Source organism: Chryseobacterium sp. MMS23-Vi53 (assembly GCF_047651245.1).
Taxonomy (GTDB): Bacteria; Bacteroidota; Bacteroidia; order Flavobacteriales; family Weeksellaceae; genus Chryseobacterium.
Map to the genome: position 1 here is coordinate 1,497,619 of NZ_CP180265.1, position 22,928 is coordinate 1,520,546.

21 protein-coding genes are annotated in these 22,928 nt (G+C 33.5%); 15 read left to right on the top strand and 6 right to left on the bottom strand.

The window, feature by feature from the left end; genetic code table 11:
* The first annotated feature begins 119 nt into the window (after positions 1-119).
* The 7 genes from ACKX2A_RS06630 to ACKX2A_RS06660 all read left to right on the top strand — a co-directional run bounded on the left by ACKX2A_RS06630 (position 120) and on the right by ACKX2A_RS06660 (position 7,892).
* Complete coding sequence (locus tag ACKX2A_RS06630) at positions 120-929, top strand: DUF6602 domain-containing protein (protein ID WP_415328518.1); 810 nt, start codon at positions 120-122, stop codon at positions 927-929.
* Positions 930-1,021: 92 nt separating this feature from the next.
* A complete protein-coding gene (locus ACKX2A_RS06635; protein ID WP_415328519.1) occupies positions 1,022-1,999 on the top strand; it encodes an SDR family oxidoreductase in 978 nt (325 codons plus the stop codon).
* Between the two features lie 115 nt (positions 2,000-2,114).
* On the top strand, positions 2,115-2,909 hold the full coding sequence (locus ACKX2A_RS06640) for a helix-turn-helix transcriptional regulator (protein ID WP_415328521.1): 795 nt from the start codon (positions 2,115-2,117) through the stop codon (positions 2,907-2,909).
* A 285-nt stretch (positions 2,910-3,194) separates the two neighbouring features.
* Positions 3,195-5,894 (top strand): WG repeat-containing protein, encoded by a 2,700-nt coding sequence (locus ACKX2A_RS06645; RefSeq protein WP_415328523.1) that lies wholly within the window; start codon positions 3,195-3,197, stop codon positions 5,892-5,894.
* Positions 5,895-6,237: 343 nt separating this feature from the next.
* Positions 6,238-6,777, top strand: a complete 540-nt coding sequence (locus ACKX2A_RS06650; RefSeq protein ID WP_415328525.1) for a hypothetical protein — start codon at positions 6,238-6,240, stop codon at positions 6,775-6,777.
* 1 nt (position 6,778) lies between these two features.
* The gene (locus tag ACKX2A_RS06655; RefSeq protein ID WP_415328527.1) at positions 6,779-7,123 is read left to right on the top strand and encodes a hypothetical protein; all 345 of its coding nucleotides are present in this window, start codon (positions 6,779-6,781) and stop codon (positions 7,121-7,123) included.
* Between the two features lie 148 nt (positions 7,124-7,271).
* Positions 7,272-7,892, top strand: a complete 621-nt coding sequence (locus tag ACKX2A_RS06660) for a hypothetical protein (RefSeq protein WP_415328529.1) — start codon at positions 7,272-7,274, stop codon at positions 7,890-7,892.
* A 59-nt stretch (positions 7,893-7,951) separates the two neighbouring features.
* Here ACKX2A_RS06660 and ACKX2A_RS06665 read toward each other — a convergent pair whose 3' ends face one another.
* From ACKX2A_RS06665 to ACKX2A_RS06675, 3 genes are all read right to left on the bottom strand, one after another.
* Positions 7,952-8,878: a malate dehydrogenase gene (locus ACKX2A_RS06665; protein ID WP_346984417.1), complete on the bottom strand. Its 927-nt coding sequence runs from the start codon at positions 8,876-8,878 to the stop codon at positions 7,952-7,954.
* Between the two features lie 119 nt (positions 8,879-8,997).
* Complete coding sequence (locus tag ACKX2A_RS06670) at positions 8,998-9,549, bottom strand: biliverdin-producing heme oxygenase (protein WP_415328531.1); 552 nt, start codon at positions 9,547-9,549, stop codon at positions 8,998-9,000.
* 27 nt (positions 9,550-9,576) lie between these two features.
* Entirely contained in the window at positions 9,577-11,769 is a 2,193-nt protein-coding gene (locus tag ACKX2A_RS06675) for an ATP-binding protein (RefSeq protein ID WP_415328533.1), read from the bottom strand.
* 379 nt (positions 11,770-12,148) lie between these two features.
* Here ACKX2A_RS06675 and ACKX2A_RS06680 point away from each other — a divergent pair, with 379 nt between their 5' ends.
* The 3 genes from ACKX2A_RS06680 to ACKX2A_RS06690 all read left to right on the top strand — a co-directional run bounded on the left by ACKX2A_RS06680 (position 12,149) and on the right by ACKX2A_RS06690 (position 15,973).
* Positions 12,149-13,198 carry a linear amide C-N hydrolase gene (locus tag ACKX2A_RS06680; protein ID WP_415328535.1) on the top strand — a complete coding sequence of 350 codons (1,050 nt, stop codon included), beginning with the start codon at positions 12,149-12,151 and terminating at the stop codon, positions 13,196-13,198.
* A 170-nt stretch (positions 13,199-13,368) separates the two neighbouring features.
* Entirely contained in the window at positions 13,369-14,523 is a 1,155-nt protein-coding gene (locus ACKX2A_RS06685) for a porin (protein WP_415328536.1), read from the top strand.
* A 19-nt stretch (positions 14,524-14,542) separates the two neighbouring features.
* Positions 14,543-15,973, top strand: a complete 1,431-nt coding sequence (locus ACKX2A_RS06690; RefSeq protein WP_415328538.1) for an anion permease — start codon at positions 14,543-14,545, stop codon at positions 15,971-15,973.
* Positions 15,974-16,038: 65 nt separating this feature from the next.
* Here the strand turns inward: ACKX2A_RS06690 and ACKX2A_RS06695 are convergent, their stop codons facing one another.
* A complete protein-coding gene (locus ACKX2A_RS06695; RefSeq protein WP_415328540.1) occupies positions 16,039-17,052 on the bottom strand; it encodes a nucleoid-associated protein in 1,014 nt (337 codons plus the stop codon).
* 206 nt (positions 17,053-17,258) lie between these two features.
* Here ACKX2A_RS06695 and ACKX2A_RS06700 point away from each other — a divergent pair, with 206 nt between their 5' ends.
* From ACKX2A_RS06700 to ACKX2A_RS06715, 4 genes are all read left to right on the top strand, one after another.
* A complete protein-coding gene (locus ACKX2A_RS06700) occupies positions 17,259-17,405 on the top strand; it encodes a hypothetical protein (RefSeq protein WP_415328542.1) in 147 nt (48 codons plus the stop codon).
* An 18-nt stretch (positions 17,406-17,423) separates the two neighbouring features.
* Entirely contained in the window at positions 17,424-17,780 is a 357-nt protein-coding gene (locus tag ACKX2A_RS06705) for a hypothetical protein (protein WP_415328544.1), read from the top strand.
* A 79-nt stretch (positions 17,781-17,859) separates the two neighbouring features.
* Positions 17,860-17,991 (top strand): hypothetical protein, encoded by a 132-nt coding sequence (locus ACKX2A_RS06710; protein ID WP_415328546.1) that lies wholly within the window; start codon positions 17,860-17,862, stop codon positions 17,989-17,991.
* Between the two features lie 50 nt (positions 17,992-18,041).
* Entirely contained in the window at positions 18,042-18,437 is a 396-nt protein-coding gene (locus ACKX2A_RS06715) for a hypothetical protein (protein WP_415328548.1), read from the top strand.
* A gap of 52 nt (positions 18,438-18,489) precedes the next feature.
* On the opposite strand, the gene ACKX2A_RS06720 is transcribed toward ACKX2A_RS06715, so the two are convergent.
* A complete protein-coding gene (locus ACKX2A_RS06720) occupies positions 18,490-19,005 on the bottom strand; it encodes a thioredoxin family protein (protein ID WP_415328549.1) in 516 nt (171 codons plus the stop codon).
* A gap of 88 nt (positions 19,006-19,093) precedes the next feature.
* Between ACKX2A_RS06720 and ACKX2A_RS06725 the strand changes: the two genes are divergently transcribed.
* The gene (locus tag ACKX2A_RS06725) at positions 19,094-19,639 is read left to right on the top strand and encodes a hypothetical protein (RefSeq protein ID WP_415328551.1); all 546 of its coding nucleotides are present in this window, start codon (positions 19,094-19,096) and stop codon (positions 19,637-19,639) included.
* A 67-nt stretch (positions 19,640-19,706) separates the two neighbouring features.
* On the opposite strand, the gene ACKX2A_RS06730 is transcribed toward ACKX2A_RS06725, so the two are convergent.
* Positions 19,707-22,823 (bottom strand): M60 family metallopeptidase, encoded by a 3,117-nt coding sequence (locus ACKX2A_RS06730; RefSeq protein WP_415328553.1) that lies wholly within the window; start codon positions 22,821-22,823, stop codon positions 19,707-19,709.
* Positions 22,824-22,928 lie beyond the last annotated feature (105 nt).

The following is a 22,928-nucleotide window of genomic DNA, read 5'->3' on the forward strand; positions in this document are numbered from 1 at the left end:
TTCATCATTCCTGATTAGGAGTTGATTCCATATATTTTATCTCTCGCGGGTTTTTCGTGGGGGATTTTTTTGTCAACAATTAATTAAAGATTATTATATTTGATTAAATAACAATTACAATGGCAAAAGATTTTTTTGAACGTTTAAACGATTATTACACAAAAGTTGGTGAGGTTTTAAAAGGAAATGCAGAAGCTAGTTCAATTTTTCCTAACTCAACTGATAGAGGAATTTCGAGAGAAAAAATATATGCCGAATTTATTAAAACACATGCTCCATCTAAATGCAATATTTTTTTCGGTGGATTTTTATTTGATAGAAACGGCAATGAATCTAAACAATTGGATATTATTGTTACAAATGATACAACACCACAATTTAATCTAGACAATAAAGATTCTAATGGTAAATCATTTAGCCCAATAGAAGGAACATTGGCAGTTGCTTCTGTAAAGTCAAAATTAGATAAAAAAGAATTAATTGATTCGCTTAATAACATTTCCTCAATTCCACCAATGGAAGATTTAGGTGATAGACTAAGTTTTACAGTACAAATTCTTGATTATGATAACTGTCCACTAAAGATAATATACTCTAATGATGGATTAGAAGTAGAAACCATTCTATTACATATAAATCAATTTTATCTTGACAACCCAGATATACCAATGAATAGGCGACCTGACATTATCCATGTTGCTGGAAAATACATAATAACAAGAGTTAGATTTGGTTTAAAATTTAAAAATGCACAAACAAGGAAACTTCAAAACTTTGTAGAAGGCACATACATTCCAAGTAAAACCAATTCTGATATACAAGGTCTTGTTTTTGTTATTAATGAGATACAAAAAAATGTAATTAAGACTTCTAAAATAAATTTTGAATATGATTGGATTTTAAATAAACTATCTGGAATTGACGACTAATAACTGACCTCCACAACAAACAAAACTTGAACCCCACAACAAAATCCCCAACTCAAATAATCCCCAACTTTGTACTGTAAAATTTAAATAAAATGGAAAACGTACAGACAAAAACAACAGTTTTGGTAACGGGAGGAACAGGATTTTTGGGAGTTCATACCGTTCTGCAATTATTACAGCAAGGATATGAAGTAAAAACAACACTTCGTTCATTGTCGAAGAAAGACACTATCATCAAAGCATTAGAAGAAGGTGGAATTACAGACTTTTCACACCTTTCATTCATTGAAGCAGATCTTACCAACGACAACAATTGGGATGAAGCTGTAAAAGATTGTGACTATGTTCTTCATGTTGCATCACCTTTCCCCGCACAAGATCCGAAGGATGAAAACGAACTCATCATTCCTGCGAGAGACGGAGCTTTGCGAGTGTTGAAAGCGTCACGTGATGCAGGTGTAAAAAGAGTGATTTTGACCTCCTCTTTCGCGGCAGTCGGTTACAGCAAAGATATTAAAGACCATGTTTTCACGGAAGAAGACTGGACGGATGTGAATGCTGAACTTCCGGCCTACATTAAATCGAAAACGGTTGCGGAAAAATCGGCTTGGGAATTCATCGAAAAAGAGGGTGATAGTTTAGAATTGTCAGTCATCAATCCTGTCGGAATTTTCGGCCCTGCCATTGGCGGAATTACTTCTGCTTCATTGGATATCGCTGTTTCAGGAATTCTGAACGGAACTTTAAATTACACTCCGACCTTTACGATGGGCGTTGTTGATGTTAGAGATGTTGTGGATATTCATATCAAAGCGATGTTGAATCCGAAAGCAGCTGGAGAACGTTTTATCGCAACTTCAGAAGGTGTAATGAGCTTCTACGATGTTGCCGAATTGTTCAAAAAAGAAAGACCTCAATACACAGAAAATATTCAGAAATTAGAACCGATTGGCGAAGAATTCTACAAAGAAATGTCCAACGAAAAAGCAAAAACTATCCTCAACTGGAATCCAAGAAGCCGTGAAGAAGCGTTGTTGGCAAGTGCAGATAGTTTGATGAAAAAGTCATAAATTTATAACTGATTTTAACCGACATAGAAAAATTAAGCGTTAAGAAAATTTCCAAGTCTTGAATTTTTCGTTCTTTGGCTTCAAGACAAAATAAGATCGTCAAAAAAAGAAAAAATTGAAATTCAACAACATACAATCCTGTCATTTGGGACCCGAAATATCTCCAGAACAATTTATCCCAGAGCATTTCTTTTTGCTTTTGCTTAAAGGATCGATGGTTTCGTATGATGGTTACAAATATTATTCGATGAAACCCGGCGATTATTGTATTGCACGGAAAAATCATTTGGTTCGATATACAAAATATAAGGAAGACGGCGATTTTGAGAAAGTCATTATCGCTTTTGATGAAGCATTTTTGAAAAAATTTTTGGAACGTCATCCTTATCAAATTGAACCGACAGATAATGATGATTCGTTTTTATTCATTAAAGAAGATAAATTGATCCATAATTTTATTCAATCCTTAGAACCTTATTACAATGGATCTGAACAATTGGATGATACTTTTGTTGATATCAAACGAGAAGAATTATTGATGATTTTAATGAAAAACAACCCTGATCTTAAAAATATATTTTTCAATTTCAATGTTCCTCATAAAATTGATTTGGAATTATTTATGAATCACAATTATAAATTCAACATCAGTTTGGAGCGTTTTGCATTTTTGACAGGTAGAAGTTTATCAACTTTTAAAAGAGAATTTAAAGCAATTTTTAATACAACTCCAGGAAAATGGTTAATGAACAGAAGACTTCAGGAAGCCTATTTCTTGTTGAATAAAGAGCATAAAAAACCTACAGACATTTATATCGATCTTGGTTTTGAGGATCTCTCCCACTTTTCTTTTGTTTTTAAAAAGGAGTTTGGGGTTTCGCCTTCGGAGGTTGGGAGGTTGAAGGTTTAGAATTCATTTTTTATGATATTGAAACGTACTTCGGTGTGTTTTGTTTTATATTTAAATATATATTTTTCAGGAAATGATACCAAAGCCTATGTCCATGATTATGGAAGCAATAAAATAGAACAAGAACATCGCGATATAAAAATTGTTTTAGAATCAAGAGGAGTTGGTTGTGAATTATTTACGTTGAAAAAACTACAACGCAATCAACTTCTTTTAAACAATAAACTCTAGTTGTGGGCGATCATTCTATTTTTTGTACTTTCGTTTGTAATAAAAAATATTGTGGTGAAAAAAAATCTACTTTTATTAATTATATTCTTCCATCAGTTTTTGTGCGCTCAGAATATTGATTCGTTGAAAAAACAATCACTCCAATATTACGAAATTGGCGATATACGAAATGCTCTATGTTTTTTGGAAAACTATCCTGACGACGAAAAAACAAAAAGTGACATTTGGCAATATAAAACCCATCTGAAAAGTATTCTTGCTTATGATTTTACCCAAAAAGCAATTCTTAATCTTGATCACTGCATCGAAAGAGTTACCTTTGAGAAAGGTATAATTTCCACAATGGGAATTTACAGTGCTAATGAAAAAAGGTATATTATTCCTCCTATTTATGATAAAGTTGGTGCTTTAAGTCTTAAAAAAGATCTTATCCTGCTGAGAAAAAACGGAAAATCCGGGATTGTAGATATCAATGGAAAAATTCTTCTCCCTTTAGCATACCACAACATCGGGCAGCATATGAGAGATTTTATCGGTGTTGTAGGTTTAGATTTCAGGCACAGCCTTTATGATGTTGATCTTAATTTATTGCTTAAAGATTATTTTGAATTCGTAGATCTCGACTATTCCGACGATTATTTTTTAGCCTATAAAACCACAAGTGACGTTCGTCTTATTGAGAAAAAAACATTGAAAGTGCTTGCTCAGGGCAGTTCCATAGAGGCTGCTTTGCTCAGCAATTTTGAGGCGAGCCTTCAGGAAATATTTTTCAACAGAAGAGCATTCAATAAATCGAATATTCAACTTATTAAAGTTAAAAATAATTCATCCGTAAAACTTTATGCGCTATCTAATGAATCTGGTTTACAATATATTAATGAATTCGAAGAAGTTTATTTCGAGAACGGAAACATTGATAAGATCATCAATAATTATGAATCTGCTAAAAATCCTTTAAGCCAATACAAAGAATCGAAACATTATATTCCTTTTAAAAGAAACGGAAAAATCGGCATCTATTGTGTTGATGATAACAGCATTTATAAGGAACCAATTTTAGAAGATATTGACGAATTCGGAAACGGAATTGCAAACGGAAAAAAAATAAATATTCTGTTCGATTATCCTGTTTCCCTTTTTAATTATGGTTCTGCAATTGTACGAAATAATACTTTGATGTTCGAAAAAGAAGGCAAAATAGGCTTAATGAATTACAAAGCCCAACCAATCCTCAATGCCGAATATGATGAATTTTACAATTGGAATGGAAATAATGTTGATGACAAAAGAAATCTGCTGTTTCTACGAAACGGCTATTCATGGGGATTTATTAACCTTAATGACAGGCTTATACAAAGAACCGTTTACGATTTAATTCCTATGGGTGCATATGAAGGAGATGTTTATTACACTTATAAAAACCAACAGTATTTTAAACGAAATATTTTTGCGGCAGATTCTATGGAAGTCTATAAGCAGGCGGAAAACTTCATTCAGGATGACAGAAAGAATTTTTACCAAGCTAATAAAGATACCGAAAAGAAAACTGAAATTAAAAAGAAGAAAACCGTCACAAGTTTTTTCAAAGATCTTGATATTAATATCATGGAGTACGGAAGCAGATCAATCTATGCCCTCAAAAAATCACCTGCATACCCTTTAGAACTCTACAAATTTACAAAAACAGACGATAAATACGGAATGAAAATAAGCTATGACTCCAATGGCAAGGAAGACATCAAAGCTTCTTATCCTGCACTTTTTGATTCTATAAAATACTTAAAGGGAAATTATTTTCAAGCTACTTTAAATGGGAAAATGGGTTTGATTGATGAGAACTACCAATGCATTCTGAACTATGAATATGAAGATATTAAGGCTTACTATTTTGATTTTGTGGATGATCCTATTTTCCGAGTAAAAAAAGACGGTAAGTATGGTTTGATGAATAAGAATTTCAACTACATTCTGCCTGCGGAGTATGAAGATATACAGGTTTACGACAACCAAACTTTAAGCGCAACACAGAATGGAAAGAATTATTACCTGCTAATCCAGAGCTTCACTTCTCCCAATTTATTCAATATATTTGAGCATACGGAAAGAAAGTATGCCCTTAAACAATATCATCCAAAACTAGGCATTAATATTTTCAGTTACGTAGAAAATGGGAAAACGGGATTCGTAGATTATCATGAAAAAGAATTGCTGGCTCCAGTTTATGAAGATGCACTTTTTGTGACAACTTCCAATGATAAACACTACTCTATCGTAAAAAATAATAATCAGTATTATTTCTCTGATCAGGACGGAAAAATTCTTGTATCTGAACCAATCTCGATTGATAAACGATTTTTGTATCCGGAATTATTCAATGTATATTATCCATCCGGAATTTTTGAAAAGGCTGTTATTTTAAAATCAGCCAAGACCCAAAAGATGGGATTATACGATTTTGAACTTGGTAAAATGATCATTCCTTTCAAATATGATGATCTGGAAAAAACCAATTCCCGAACCTATAAAAATGAATTTGTCAGCGCAACGATCTACGAAGGAAAAGACGAAGATAAAAGAAGAGATTACATCGGTACTATTCTGGATATTCGCTCAGGGAAAACTATTTTCGGTCCGAAAAAAGGGAGGATTAATTTCGCCAACGATGTTTATTTCAGTGTAAATGGAGGAATTTATACTATGGATGGTAAAATAGTTGCAGGACAATCTGACCCCGGAGTTAAGGAGTATTATTAATTACAAAACTCTACAAAAAGTCACAAAAACACCTGTAATCATTTTAAAACCAGCTGAATCCCCGTTTGATAACTCCCTCCAACCACCTTTACAACCGTCAGCAAACCCTTCATAAACGGTCTGCAGCCCGTTTGATAAGTACATGCAGCCCCTTGAAGAGAGGGATTTACCCTCCGGAAAAAAAGGGGGAGGGGGATTAAGACTTCAGAAGAGGCCATCACTGCTTGAAAAACGGAAAAATATTCGAAAATGTTTTAAGATTGAATAGAGGTTTCAATTACGGTTTACCGTAATGATAAAGCTACAGGTTTCTTTAGCTTTGGAATATTACAAACTATTCATCATGAACATAAAACTTTCTCTTATTTCCTGTGCAGCTTTTGCAATTTTTTTGAGTTGCAGTAATGGTAACGATAAAAAAGAAGAATCCATAAAAAATACAGACATTGACAGCATTACAATTCTGGATTTAGAAGAAACAAACCGTACTATTGAATCTCCAACAGATTCAGAACCCGCCTATAATAATAGTATTATTAAATTGATTGACAGTAAGCAAGAAATAAGGGAGCTTGATGGAAATTTTAACCAAATGACTCTTTTTGAAGTTGATAAGGGTATTAATTTAGATCAGTTAAAAGAATATTGCTCAACAGTAAAACCAAATTATTCTAATGGATATTTCCAAATTTTAGTTTTCTTTAAACAGCCAGGTAGCGCAAGATTTCCCAATAATCCACTTACCGGATTATTTATGGAAGAAAGTGATTTGAAAAATATAAAAGCTGTTTATAAAATTAATAATATCAACGGATATAGTAAACTTGATTATTACGAAAAAAATGAGTGGGAAAGTTTAGCACAAACAATTAACATCAATTGATATGAAAAAAATTGTATACTTAATTCCTTTAATACTGTTTTCAATTTCGTGCAATCAAAAAAATGATCCAGAATTGGAGTGGATGAAAAATGGAACATTACATAAAAAAACAATTACAGAGTGGAAAACTGCATCAGACGAAAATAAACTTGCTACGTGCGCAGATTTTATGGCTAATATAAAGGACGCAGATCATCAAAAATATACATCGCTCAATGAAATGAAAGTTGATGCAATTAATTTAAAAGCATGCATTGATGAAGGAACGCACAATAATAATTATGCTGACAATATGCAAATATCAGAGATAGCGGCATTATGTTATATATTAATGAAATCTCAATAATATTGATCATGATAGTACTACTTGAACAAGCTCGCACACCAACGTGGGCAACAGCTTTATTTACAGTAATTGCAATGATAATTATTTTAATAATTAAAAATGCTTTAAGAAAAAAATAAAACAATTATTAAATCCAAAAACTAAGAATATGACCATTAAGAAATTTTTCGCAATCATCGCTTTATACGCATTATTTAATTGTACTGATAATAAAAAATCAATTCCAATCACAAATAAAAATATAATTGATACAGATAGTTTACAACAGACCGAACCCAAACCAATAGAAGCTAAATCTGAGGTTCAGACAAATCTTGAACAATTAAAAACAGAAGCATCCAGATTAAGTGGAGGAGGCTCAATTAAAACAATTGAATTAGAAAATGGAAAAGCTGTCATTACTAAAGCTGTCATTACTTATGTTAAAAGTTACAAAGAATATAAAGATCTAAATCCTCAGTCTAGCTTGACGGAAAATGATTTAAAATCATATTGGTCAACTGGTAATGCTATTCAAAAAATGCTTGTTAGTAGTCCTGCAAGATTAATGAAAAAACTTGACTTTATTAATGAAGTAAAAATAATATTACCATTCGAAAATAAGGTTTATCAAATTGATATTACGAAATTTGAATTAGAAAAATTTGTCGGTAAAAGTATATCAGAAATTGAAAATGATTGGGTAAAAAGTTTTGCTGATCCTTATATTTATGATAAAAAAGGACGAGAAAAATTCTTCAAACAATTCGGAACAATAAAAAATAATTAAAACTAAAAAAACCGCGCCTTCACAGGCGCGGCATCTATATATAGCTATATAAAGTCTAATTAAAACTTCAAATCTCCATTCACTTCTCTCACAGCATTAGCAGCTTCAGCGAATTTCAATTGCTCTTCAGCAGTAAGCGTTACGTTTACAATTTTCTCTACACCATTTGCTCCGATGATAGCAGGAACACCTAGGCAGATATCGTTTTGTCCGTATTCACCTTCAAGCATTAGAGAACAAGGAATCATTTTCTTTTGATCGCAAGCAATCGCCTGAACCATTACAGAAACAGCTGCACCTGGAGCATACCAAGCAGAAGTTCCTAATAATTTAGTAAGCGTTGCACCACCTACTTTAGTTTCTTCGATTACATATTTCTGTTGCTCAGCATCAAGGAATTCAGTTACAGGAACACCATTTCTTGTTGCTTTGCTTAATAGAGGAAGCATACCTGTGTCACTGTGAGCAGCGATTACCATACCGTCAACGTCAGAAATTGGAGCTTCCAAAGCCTCAGCCAATCTGTATTTGAACCGTGCAGAATCCAAAGCACCACCCATTCCGATGATTTTGTGCTTAGGAAGACCTGAAGTTTTGTGTACAAGGTAAGCCATTGTATCCATTGGGTTAGAAACCACGATGATGATTACTTCGGGAGAATGTTTTACTAAATTTTCAGTAACATCTTTTACGATTCCCGCATTGATTCCGATCAGTTCTTCTCTCGTCATTCCCGGTTTTCTTGGAATTCCTGAAGTAATGACCGCTACATGAGAACCTGCAGTTTTGCTGTAATCTCCTGTTGTTCCGGTAATTTTCGTATCGAATCCGTTTAGAGATGCCGTCTGCATCAAATCCATTGCTTTACCTTCAGCAAATCCTTCTTTAATGTCTACTAAAACTACTTCTGAACAGAAGTTTTTCATAGCGATGTATTCTGCACAGCTTGCTCCTACAGCGCCTGCACCTACTACAGTTACTTTCATTTTGATTTATTTAAATTATTTATTGTTTTTAAGTTTAGTTTAAAATTGAAAACGTCCAAATTTAAGAATTCCTGAAAAATTGAGCAATCTTTCAGGAATTTAATTAAGTATGATATAAATTAGTTTACGTTCAGTAAAAACATGTATAATTTTTTAGCTCCGGATAAAACCTCAGCGTAATTTTCTTCCGCAACTTCCGTATCAAGAACTTCTTTGAAATTTTTCCACATCGGACCGGTATTTTCATGATAACAGCCAAAGAAATTGAATGTTACATCATCAAAACCTTCCGTTTTAGAAAGCTGTTTGGCGATCACATTTCCACCCAAAGTAGAACCTTCAATCACGTACATTGCTCCCAAAGCTTCGTTTTCGTTAGTAAAATCCAGTTCGTGTGAAATCGATTGACTTTCTAATGCCAAACTTGCCAGATCTCTTTCAATTAAAGGAAGTTTCTTTCTGTCTCCCAATTGAAGCTTTTCAGAAAACTTATCGGAAAGTTGATTAAAGATTTTATCTTCCGAATGAAGAAGCATCAAATAATTAGTACCAATTATTTTTTTATAATCTTCAAGTGTAAAAGTTTTGTTGAAAATTTTTTCTGAGTTGAAAAGCTTTTCAGCAGCATCGTGATATTCTGCCGTATTTTGTTTAAGATATTCAGATACCATAACAAGGGGTTTAAAAGTTCCCCAAATTTAAGGTTTTTTAAACTTTAAAATGAAAGAAGTGCCATCTTTATTGCTTTCATAATCAACATTTCCACCAATTCGTTTCATAATGCGATGAACAATGGACAATCCTACTCCATTTCCTTTAAATTTTTTCGCATTATCCATCCTGTTGAAAATTTTAAACATCTTATGTTTTTCCTCTTCAGGAATTCCGATTCCGTTGTCCGAAATCTTGTAAATGATACAGTCACCATCCTCCGTTCCGTGAATTTCAATCTTTGGATTCTCTTGGCTTGAGGAATATTTTACAGCATTATTAATGATATTTAAAAATACCTGATGCAGCATCGTTTTATCTGCCAAAACATCCGGACATTCTTTGATGATGATTTCGCTTTTCGGACTGTTGAAAGTAATTTTAGCATTCTCCGAAATCTTCTCAATCGTATTATTGGTCTTAATGCTTTCCAACTGAATTTCGCTGTGTTTTGCACGGCTCAGTTGCAATACATCATGCATCATTACAGCCATATTGTCAATCTCTTCAATAATGGAATTGATCTTACTTTTACTCTTTTCCGAACCATCTGTAAGGCTGTTCAAAAGCATTTGAGCATTCAGTTTCATCACCGTTAAAGGTGTTCCCAAATCATGAGAAATCGTATACGAAAAACTGTCGAGTTCTTCATTCACTTTTTTAAGCTCATCATTAAGCCTTTTGATCGTATTGTAATTTTTATGAGAAGTTTCAAGAATCAAATCACGTACAGACTGCAGCGCAGCGATGTTTCTGGAATTCCAGCGTCTTGAATTTCCTTTGATATTTTCCGTAAAAATCTGGAATGAAGTTCTTGGCGAAACAATTTGCTTTTCTTCTCCGTTCTGAGTAAATACACCGATTGTTTTTTCAGGATTTCCTGCCCAATTGATGTGTTCGTCAAATTCTTTTCGAAACCATATCAACATATTTTTTTTGCCTCTATCGATAAAATAAACGATAATTCCGGCTGCATTTTCATCCAAATTTAGTTTTTCCCCGTGATCTTTCAAAAAACTGCGGCTGATGTAGATATTGTCCTCAACATTTTCATGCGACCAGTGAATAATATTTTCAATGATGTCGCGGCTCGGAACAACACCTTCCGTCACAATATTTTCTTCTGAAACGATGGCTAAACCATCCGCCTCAGGAAGCTCATTAATTTCTTTTTTACTTTGAATTAAAGAATCGAATAAGCTGTTATTTTTTAAAAATTCCGATTTTAATTGTGACGATTTTTCGTTTAATTCTAATCGATATTTTAATTCATTTTTGGATCTAAATGAAGAATATGCATTCGAAGCCAAAGCGGTAAAAATTCCTGCTTGTACGCGATCTTCAAGGTCAATATGTTTGGGTTCAGGATTCTGACAAGTCACTAGCCCCCAAAGATGATCATCAATAATAATCGACACACTGAAACTCGAAGACGCTCCCGAATTTTTAATGTATTGCCCATGAATAGGCGACATTCCGCGAGATGCAGAATACGTAAGATCTATCGTTTCGTGAGTTTTGCTTAAAATAGGAACGGTTTCCGAATAAACATTACTGAAAATCCTTTTTCTTTTTTTAAGATAAAGCTCTCTCGCCTGTCTCGGAATATCAGATTCCGGATAATGAAGTCCGAGATAGCTTTCCATATTTTCGCTTCTTCTCTCGGCAACTACTTTTCCGGAGCCGTCCATCATGAATTTATAAACCATCATCCGGTCATAATTCACAATACTGGAAAGGGTTGTAAGAAGCTGTTCCCAAATTTCCTGTTCATCATCAATAATGTAAAAATTATCATACTTATTGGAAATTCTTTTATTGGGATTGGCTATAACCTTTTCAAATTCAAGAAAAATATTACCCTTACTTCTGAAAACAGAGAAATGATATTCTTTGTCTCCGATAACAACTTTATCAAAATAGGTCTCGTTTTCTCTTCTTGTAAATTTATCCAGCGAATTGTAGATATCCGACTCGATAATACTTTTAAGACTTTCAGGGAAATCCGTAATCTTCTTATCGAAAAGCTGTTCAGGGTTTTCGATATTAAAAATATCCGTAATATTCTTGGAAAAAAAAGTAATGGAATGAGAATTTGCATCAATGCCAATCAGATAACCAAAACTTTGTATATAACCCGGAATATGGATGGGCTCTTCATGACACTCTACAAAATTCATATAACACTTTGATATATCAAAGATAACGAATTTTTTAAATGTATATTACTTTGTGGTATGAAATCTTTAATGTGCTGAAAAACTGCCAATTCTAACAAATTCATGACTAAAAATATGATTTTAACATTAAAAATCATCTATTTTTTAGAAACTTTCATTGAAATATATTCAAAATATAGCGAAAAAATTGCGGATTTCTCAGAATAACATAAAGATCATGATTTTTGACATGAAATACATACTAAAATTTAAAAAATTTATGTTAATTAAACAAAAATTATTAAATTTATAACACCAAACCACCAAAATCATTTAAAAATTATCGGATTATCAATGATAATTTGACCATTATTTTTTCACCCAAATCAAAGATATTATTATGAAAAAGTTTCCATTAGTTCTCTTTTCATTAATTCTTTCTATAGGATTATGGAACCCCTCCGAAGCATGTACGCGGGTCGTTTACAAAGGTCCCGAAAACACCATCATTACAGCTCGTTCTATGGACTGGCGCGAGGAAATCCCAGCTAATCTATGGATTCTCCCAAAAGGAATCGACAGAACCGGTGAAGTCGGCACTCCTTCCCAAAAGTGGAAATCCAAATACGGAAGCATAGTCACAACTTCCTGGGATATTGCATCTTCCGATGGTATGAATGAAAAAGGTCTGGTTGCCAATCTTCTTTGGTTGGGAGAATCTCAATATCCGAAATTCGACCCAAAAGGTAAACAGAAAGGGATCGCAATTTCCCTATGGGCGCAATATTTTCTAGATAATTTTGCCACTGTAAAAGAAGCTGTGGAGGAAGCTCAAAAAGAAAACTTTGTGATTGTAAGCGATTATATTCCTGGAACGGAAAGATTTACAACGGTTCACCTTTCGCTTTCCGATGCTTCCGGTGACAACGCCGTTTTCGAATATCTTGGCGGAAAGCTCATCATTCACCATTCTCCGGATTATACGGTAATGACCAATTCCCCTGTTTTCAACGAACAATTGGCTTTAAACAATTATTGGAAAGGAATTCCGGGAACGGTAATGCTTCCGGGAACAAACCGTGCTGCAGATCGTTTTGTAAGAGCATCGTATTACATCAACGCGATTCCGCAAACTCCAGATCCGAGAACTGCAATTGCAAGTGTCTTCAGTGTAATCCGCAATTGTTCTGTACCTTACGGAATTTCTTCTGAAACCGAACCCAATATTTCTTCCACAAGATGGCGTTCTGTTTCTGATCAGAAAAATCTTGTGTATTATTTTGAAACAGTATTCACGCCGAATACTTTTTGGGTAAATCTTAAAGAATTTGATTTAAGCCAGAAAGGAAAAGTCATGAAATTGGATTTGAGCAACTTCCAAACATATAATGGAAAAGCGAATTCTAATTTTAAAGAATCAAAACCATTCAAATTTTTAGGATTAAATTAATCTTTTTAGCCACAAAAATTGCAAAAGAACATTACTTAAATTTCAAAAAACAATTCATTTTAAAGCTTTTGAAAACATTCAGCTTTCATCAATACAACATACATCTTTTGTTTCTTTCGCGGTAAAAAATAAACTATTAAAAAAAATAAGCTCACCAAAACACAAACCATATGATTTTTTTCGAAACCCAAAAAAGTCTGTTGATTTGCCTGATACTATTTTGTTGTAACGCAATCGCACAGATCCCCGATTCTGTTCAAACCGAATCTAAAGAAGATAATGTAAAATATCCTGTTTTGCAGATCAAAGGTCTTTTCCAAGCCAGATATCTGGTCGGAATGTCGAAAGATGTAGACGTAAACGGACTTCATCATACCGACAACAGTGGAACGGATAACAATTTCATGATCAAATATATGAGGGTTCAGCTTCGTGCCCAAATTAGCAAACGAACGGAAGTTGTCGTTCTTGCCAATCTCGCCGATTTTAAAAACGATCCCAAATCCAGAGTTCTTGAAAATGCTTATCTGAAATACACTTTCAATCCGAAATTGGCTTTTACCGTTGGACAATTCAGACCATGGTTTGGGATTGAAGAAACTTATCCTATTGATATTATTAAATCTTTAGACTGGTCAAACCAATATGTTGAATTTGGAAAATTGGGTTGGACGAGTTTCCAGATCGGACTTTCCGCAACCGGACAATTGGAATTGGGTGGAATGCCTTTTCAGTACGCTCTTTCTGTAGTAAATGGAAACGGAAAAAATCAAATTAATGATAACGATAACGGAAAACAATATTCATCACGATTGGTTTTTGGTTTAATTAAAAAATATAATTTAAATCTTGGTTTAAATGGTGGTTACGGCGAAGTTTTAAGCAAAAAAGTGTATGCTGTCGGAGTTGATTTAAGTTCGCTTGTTCAGTTTGATCCAAAATGGAGTTTGGATATGCAGTTAGAAGCAAAACAGGCAACCAATCATCCTTTATATTTTGCAGTTGCTCCAGAACTTAGACCAGAAAATCCTGATGAATATTTGATTCGCGGTGCTTATTTCCTTCCGAATTTAAGATACGAAATCAATCACAGAAATCTGAGTGCTTTCGAGCTATCTTGTCGTTATGAATATTTGGACACAAATTTCAGATTAAATTCAAATCCAAGACAGACCATTACTCCAATGTTTGGTTTAGAATTTTTGAAAAATTACGGTGCGAGAATTCAATTGGGAGTACAATTCGATCGATACAAACACAGCATTGCAAACACCACACAATACAATAATAATCTATTCATTGTTCAGGTACAGAGTAGATTTTAATCATTAAAGACCAATTATTATGAAAGAAATAAACATCAAAGCTGTTGCCATTACATTTGCCGTGGCGTTGATCATATGGTTTATTCCCGCTCCGGAAGGCGTGGCAGAAAATGCGTGGCATCTTTTTGCCATTTTTGCAGCTACCATTTTAGGAATCATCTTAAAAGCCGCACCTATGGGAACGATGTGTATGATGGCAATAGGTTTTACTGCCCTTACTCAGGTTGTAGCTCCCGGAGATGCAGGAAAATCAATCACAAAAGCACTTTCCGGATTTGGAGATAAAGTAATCTGGCTGATCGGGATTTCATTTTTTATCGCGAGAGGATTTATTAAAACAGGTTTAGGAAACCGCATTGCCTTTTTGTTCATCCGAATTTTTGGAAGAAGTTCATTAGGTTTGGCTTACGGATTAGGTTTAGCAGATGTTTGTCTGGCTCCCGCAATTCCCAGCAATACAGCCAGAGGTGGTGGAATTATTTACCCCATTATGAAATCGATGGCAATAAGTTTTGATTCTGTTCCCGAAAAACCTGAAACACATAGAAAATTAGGTTCTTTTTTAACATTAAATAGTTATTACATGAACCTTATTGCATCATCCATGTTTCTGACAGGAACAGCGAGTAACCCGATGTGTCAGAAATTTGCAGCGAATTTGGGAATTAATATCACCTGGATGTCTTGGGCAGCCGCAGGTTTTGTTCCGGGATTGGTAGCGTTTTTTGTGGTTCCTTTAGTTTTATACAAATTATATCCACCAGAATTAAAGAAAACCGGCGATGCTCCGAAAATGGCCGCTCAAAAATTAAAAGAAATGGGACCAATTTCCAAAAACGAATGGTTGATGTTATTGGCATTCTTCATTTTATTAGCTCTTTGGATTTTCGGTGGAGCTTTATCTATTGATGCGACAACAACGGCTTTTATTGGCTTAACATTACTTCTTTTAACCTCAGTTTTAACTTGGGAAGATGTGAAATCCGAAAAAGGAGCTTGGGATACGATTGTCTGGTTTGCCGTTTTGGTAATGATGGCGAGTTCCCTGAACGAACTAGGATTTATTGGCTGGTTTAGTGATTTAATTAAAGCTAAAATAGGACATATGACTTGGACAGTCGCTTTTCCCGTAATTATTCTTGTATACTTTTTCAGTCATTATATTTTTGCGAGCGCGACGGCTCACGTTGCTGCGATGTATGCTGCCTTGTTGGGTGTTGGCGTTGCGGTTGGAATTCCACCAATGCTATTAGCGATGATGCTTGGATTTTTAGGTTCTATTTATGGAGTTCTGACGCATTACGGTCACGGTCCTGCTCCTGTATTTTTTGGAAGTGGTTATGTTGATCTGAAAGCGTGGTGGCTTCGCGGTTTAGAAATAGGAATTGTCCTGCTGATTATCTACATGGGAATCGGTGGACTCTGGATGAAGATTTTAGGATACTATTAAAAAATATAGGAAATTCAATCAAGCCTCCAAGATTTCAAAAACCTTGAAGGCTTGAGTATTATATTTTAAACTTCCTTATCAAAATACAACATATAATATTTTCCTTTTTCATCTTCTCCTGTCGCGATTTTCTGACGATCGCCGTGAATATAGATGTGGAAGTTTTTATCTAATTTAATGATGCTTTTAAAATGTCTTTGAGTTTTTTTCACTGCAGCTTCACTGATTGGGAATTCTTCTGCAATGTTGATCTGCATATCCTGCTCGTAATCTGTTTTAAAATTATTAAAACTCTCAATTACATGTTCATCACCTAAAACTTCAGCCGCAAACTCATCAAGTTTAAATTCTTCCTTCTCTTTAAAGAAATTGATTGATTTATTTAAGAAATCTGCCTGATCTGCTTTAGAAACTTCAAATTCCTGAGGCAATTGTTTCGTGATATAATCTTTATACACCATTAATGATTCCTGTGTATGAAAATATTCATCGTCACGTTGTTTTACCTTTAAAAAATCCTCAAACCAATAATACATATCTCCGTTTTTGTTATTATCAACTACAGAAAGAACGTATCCGGTTTCTTTGTCGTTATTGTAAATTAAAGCTGCTTTATCAATTTTAGATAAACCAATTCCCTGATCTTTTTCGATGTCAAAAGTTTCTTCAGTCGGAGAAATTTTAAGGAAAGATTCTCTTTTTTCAGTTTTAAAAATCCCGATTTTATCTACTCTTTCTGTTCCTTCTCTTTCGTCTTCGAAATAAACGATGAACAATTCTCCGCCCTGAACTCTTGGATTTTCAGCAGCTTCGAAAAGATGTTTTGCAATGTTTTCAGCTTCCCAAAGAAATTTAGCTTTATCATCAAAAATTTCGGACACAGCGCTGTAAACCGGGTTGTTCACCAGATAAGAATCGCTGTAAAAATGGAAAGTTTCCTCAGACTTGAACGAACCTAAAAAGTAATCCTCAAGCAATTCTGCCATTCCTTCTTCCAACTGCAACTCCTCCTGAGAAAGCATTAACGATTCTCCATTGATCTTATTTCCGACTCTGTGTACTACTATTTTTGAAAACATCTTTTACGTATTTTGGATTGCAAAGATATTAATAATCTCAGAGAATCAATGGTATTTCATTCTGATAAAAACCTTATCATTTTGACATGATTTTTTTAATTAAATTTTCAATTAAAATTAATTAATCAAATGAAATTCAATTAAATACATTAAAATAATTTCTAAAGGAATACAATTTGGCATTATGATTTTCAAAACATCAGAAAATGGACTTAAAAACATTAAACAGAATCGACAAGTTGAGAAGATTAAAAAGCAGAGGACCGGAAACTCCGAAATGGCTTAAATCCTATAAAATGTTGGCATTGGCTTTTGGATTAATGCTAATATGGTTCTTTTTCCAAAAATTGTAAACCAAAATTATTTAAAATATGAACTATTTAGAAGCTGCTCAGGAAATTACAGACATAATTCCCGATATCCAGAATGATTTGAAGGAAAATAAGACCCTAAATTCTTACAGTATCATCCAGACTTTCACTTGTCGAATTAAAAATTTGATCCGACAAAACGATAGAAATATTTTATTTAAAAGTTTAAAAAAGATGGATGAAATATATCGAAACGGCGACAACTTATTAAAAAATGCCATTGAAAATACTTTCATCTATTCATTGGACAATTCTACAGCTTTTTGCAGCGAAGAATATCGAAAAATGATTTTTAGTCATATTTCAAAGGACTTACATAAGATCTATTCGAGACAGATTTACAGTCATGGTACATAGATTTATTACATTTTTCATGTATTTCATTACAAACTCAAGAAAATTCATAAAATAAAAACCTATTAAAAATCAATCATTTATGAAAACTAAAATAAGAAAAATTTCCGATTGGAAAACCTTCAAAACCACGACCAACAAACACAATATTGAAATTTTGGCAACACATATTGCTGTAATTCTCGGTGTATTTATTTTTGCGGCGTGTTTATAAACTTTGGTACAGTTTTCGCCACAGTACAGGTGTTCTGAAAAATATTAATTATGATGAATGTACAAATGCAGACTATTAACCAAAAAATAGCTATTGAATATTTAAAATTTTTCTATCCACCACTTCGCAATGAAATAACACAATTGTCTAAACAGGACAACTTTGCAGGAATCATGCAGGCAACGGTAAATTATCTGAAAAATCTTTTGCAGGAATCGAAAGTGAATATTATCGCCCACCACATCAAGCTGATGGATATGATCCATAAAGGTGGAGATACTTATGTGAAAGACATGATCGAAAATATTTTTGTGAGATCGTTCGAAAGTTTTAAAAAACACACGAAAATCCAGCACTGGAAGCTGCTTTATCAGTATATGCCTGTGAATTTTCAGGTGATCTACAACGATCAGCGAAAACAGGATAAGATATTCTTTGGTAAATAAGAATTAATTTAAAAATAAAACTCCCCGAACATATTGTTTGGGGAGTTTTCTATTAATTTTTCTTTGTGAAAACCTTTTGTATCGTTTCCAGCTCTTTTTTATTCATCCTGGAAGATTTTTCCAATTTAGCAGTAAAAATATTGACTTCATCCACAGTTGAAGGACAACCTAAATTATCACCTTTAGAATCAAAAGAATCTGCAAGAACCTCACCTTTCGGATTCAGAACCAGCCAGAATGGGAGTCCTGCATTTTCGCCTTTGTACTTATTCATTAATTCCTGACCACCAGGGTTTTCAAGGTTTTTCTTTTCCTTCATTTCCTGAACATCAAGATATGCTGTGACAAATTTCTTATCAAAAATTGGTTTTGTTTCGGAAAGATTCATATTTTTTTCCATCACGTGACACCATTTGCACCATGAAGCGTGAAAAATAAGAAGTACATTTTTGTTTTTTGCTTTGGCTTCATTAAGTGCTTTGCTTAAAACAACGTCTGCTTTTTCCTGAGCGAAATTTAATTGAAACAGGAATAATCCCAGAATCATCAATATTTTAGAAAACTTCATTTGATTTTGTTTTTTTGGTTTAAAATTATACGAATGTAGTTATTTTTTTGTTTTATTTGGAAGGAAATTTTCTTTTAAAAACTATTCTATGAAACTTAAATTTGTTTTTATATTATTGAGTCAAACCTGTATTTTGAATGCGCAACTTTCAAATAAAGTAAGAACATTAGCAAAACCTTTAGACACTATTTCCTTTGCAGAATCTTCACATATAGGAATTGACGGCGAAGAAAGTAAAATTTATAATTCTTTTAAAAAGCTATCTAAAACTGCAACAAATAATGAGCTTTATTATTTTGCTAAAAATGGAAGTAATGCTTTAAAATTATATTCAAGCAAGGAATTATTAAAAAGAAATGACAAACGGTTTATTGAAATTTATAAATATTATTCCGACAATCTTTTACAAATGAAATATAGGGAAGGCTGTGTTGGTAAAAGAGAAGATATCGCCTATTATTTGAAAAGTGAGTTATATTCTGCAAAAGAGATTATTTCAATAAGAGACTCATTATTGTTAAAGAAAAATAGATCTCAATCTTCGAATGCTCAGTTGAAAAGTATTAAAGAAGAAGGTTATTCAAAAATCCGTCAGAAAGATTTAGAATATTTTTTAAAGGAAATTGAAAAATAGATTCAAAACAAAAATTCCCCTCACTTGCGCTCGGGGAATCCAAATTATAATTTGATTGATGAAAACTTTATTCTTTAATTATTTTTGATTGATACTTATTTGCTCCATCTTTTATTGAAACAACATATACTCCCGTTTTCAAACCAGAAACTTTATCATTTATCTGTTTATTAATTTCACTTAGATCTCCTTTTGCAGAGATTAGCAATCTTCCGTTCATATCATGAATTTCTGCATTTACATTGCCTTTTAAGTTTTTGATATTAATGGTTAATTTTTGTCCGCTTTTTAATGGATTTGGCGAAATTGTAAAACCATTATTTTTCTCATTAACATCATTTACACCCAAAGTTGTTGCCGGATAAACCAAAATTTTCTGTCCGTTATAACCAACAGCATATACTTTTTGTGCATTTGAAGGGAAATCGACATACGTTTTTGCCAATGTTGTATCACCTGTTCCCACAATCGAAACACTGATTAACTGATTGTTTGCATCATAAGTTTCAAATGCTACAGCATTTGCCCATTGAGGATTATTGACCAATAAAAATTGCCCTTGAGCATTTGTAGTTACCTGTGCGCCAACCCCTGTCACACCCGTTACCGGAAGAAGGTTTTTAAATGAATTTACACTGTTTGCGGAAAGATAATTGATCACTGGAGAAACTGGTTTTGCATATCCCTTAGATAAAACATAAGCTTTTACATCATCAATCATACTTTGTGTAATGTTTATTTGCCCCACTCCATAATCATTTATATTACCATTAATAGGTCTTAAGAAACCTGTATTGGTAAAGAAATCTGTAAGATCTTCCTGAACGGCATCGCAAGTATTTTTAACAAAATTCATCACCAATTGTCCATTTGTAAGCTGAGATTCATTGGTATTTCTAACCTTTTCTGCTACGGTTGCAAACCAGTGTGCATAATCTACGCCAGTCACAGGATTCGGAGGAGTTTGTGTACTTTCATCAGACATATCTGCATCGAAAGCCAATGTTGGAGCGCCTTTTGATGCACCTGCCAATTGATAATACAATTCCAGCTGCCAGAAAGGGATCAAACTTCTGAAATTAGCATCCAACGGATTCACATAATCCGTTCTGAACTGATCCATAATATTTTTTCCATTTATCTGAGTTTGGATAATAATTTCTCCAAATCTATTTCCGGCAACTTTAGGAAAACTTGTTTTATCGGCAATTTCTCCTTCTAGTCTTGTAAATCTATTGCTTCCTGTTGGAGAATATAAATTATAATAAGCCCACAATGAGTATAAATTATTGGTAATTTCTGTAGTTCCAATCCATCTTAATCCTGGTCTTATTTGATTAGTGTGACCTAATTCATGACCAACTCCCCAAATATCAAGACCCGTTGCTGAAGCAGAATTCGAAAGTCCCCAAGTAAGATCCAAATGTACACCAAGACCTCCTGCGTACCAACCACCAGTAGATTCTGTATACACCAATTGTCTGTTTTTAATGTTTTTATTGAATTTAAAGAAGCCCATCATTTCTCTCTCAGATTTGGTAATGGCATCATATTTATCAATTAAAGGCTGAGGATTTGTGAAATGGAAACTGCTCACCGCGACTTTATCCATTACTAATTTCGCATAATATCCTTCGATATCAATTTTTGAATAAACATCATTAGTCAACATATCTGTCCATTCTGATGAAGGTGTACCATTTTTATAAATTCCGTTTACAATTCCTGCAGTAATATTAACAGAAATTGGTGCCGCATTTACATCATCAGAGTAATAGGAAATATATCCCAATCCTGCATTAGTAATTTTCAGAATATTGATTCCATTTTGCAGTTCATACGATTTTTCAGGAGATGTTCCTTCAGTTGCGAAATCTCTTATTTTTAAGTAAACTTTATTCGCTGCTGTGATATCTTTAGCAAATACAATTGCCGTGGTATTGTTCTGAAATGCAATTCCTGTCGGGTTTTCGTAATTGTTATAATTTCCTATCTTATATTGTGCATTGATGGATTCAAGCGTTTTATAAGATGAAAAAGTCTGAACTCGATATTTCTTATTATAGGTATTATTAAATAAACATTGTGCTAAACCTTTAACAAAAGGAGAAGTAATAGCATCGATATCTTGTTGTGTTACCGAAGGCTTTAAAGTGCTAAAAATAGAATCAGCAAAAATATTTGAATATGCAGAAAGATTAAAGCTATTTGGATTTGTCTGGAAAAATTCCATTTCAGCGCAGCTTGCAAAATCGTTTTTACCATCAAGAACCTCAAATTTAATATTTAATGGGGTAATTGCTGTTGGAAAAATTACTGTTTTTATGGTGTTTGTCTGTCCAAAATTCTGAGTTGAAATATCAATATAATTTGAATTTGAAACTGTATTATAACTTATTTTCACATTTCCGAAAAGTCCATTTGGTCCACCATCCTGTCTTGGAGTGTATCTTAAATAATTTATTACTGTTTGTCCATCAAACTTATAAATTAAAGAAATTGGAAATGTAGCAGCAGTGGAATTCCAATCGCTGTGGTACAACGTACTTACATCGCCATCGAAAGACATGTTTATATCTTCTCCCGGTTGGAAACTTGAAGCCGAAGATCCTGCAGTTTGCGGTAAAACCGGAATATCTGTATAGGCTGCAAACTCATTGGTTGCAAGAGTACATTCAGATTGTATCGGGTCTATTTGCTCGTTGGAATAAAATTCCATTTCGGCACAACTGGAAAAGTTATTTTGAGCCGTGTAAACATCAACTTTAATGACTGCAGGTTTTATAATTGCAGTCGCCAAATCAATGGTTTTAGCAGTATTATTTGCCGCCCAAGTTATAACGCCTGTTGCATCTGTAAAAGCTGTGGGGTTGGATTGTGTGGAATATGAAATCTTCACACTTGTCCAAATTCCGTTTGGTCCGCTTGGTCTTGGCTTATATACCAACCTATTCACACTTTTTACACGATTTGAGAAAGTAAAACTTAATTGATCCGGCATTGCTGTCGTTAGGTTGTACTGAGAATGATACAACGTATTTACATTATTATCAATAGCCCTTCCCGCTTCCTGTCCGGATTGAGCTGGTTGCAAAGAGCTTACAAAAGCCACCGGCATCTTATACTGTGCAAAAATATTTTGCATACATAAGAGCAATAAAAAAATAAGATAATTTTTTTTCATGATGTTTTTAAAAATTAGAGTTCAATTTGAAGTGAATTAATTTTCAAAAATATTTATTTAAACATCACAAAAATTAAAAATTTATCAAAAAAAGAAAAACATTCC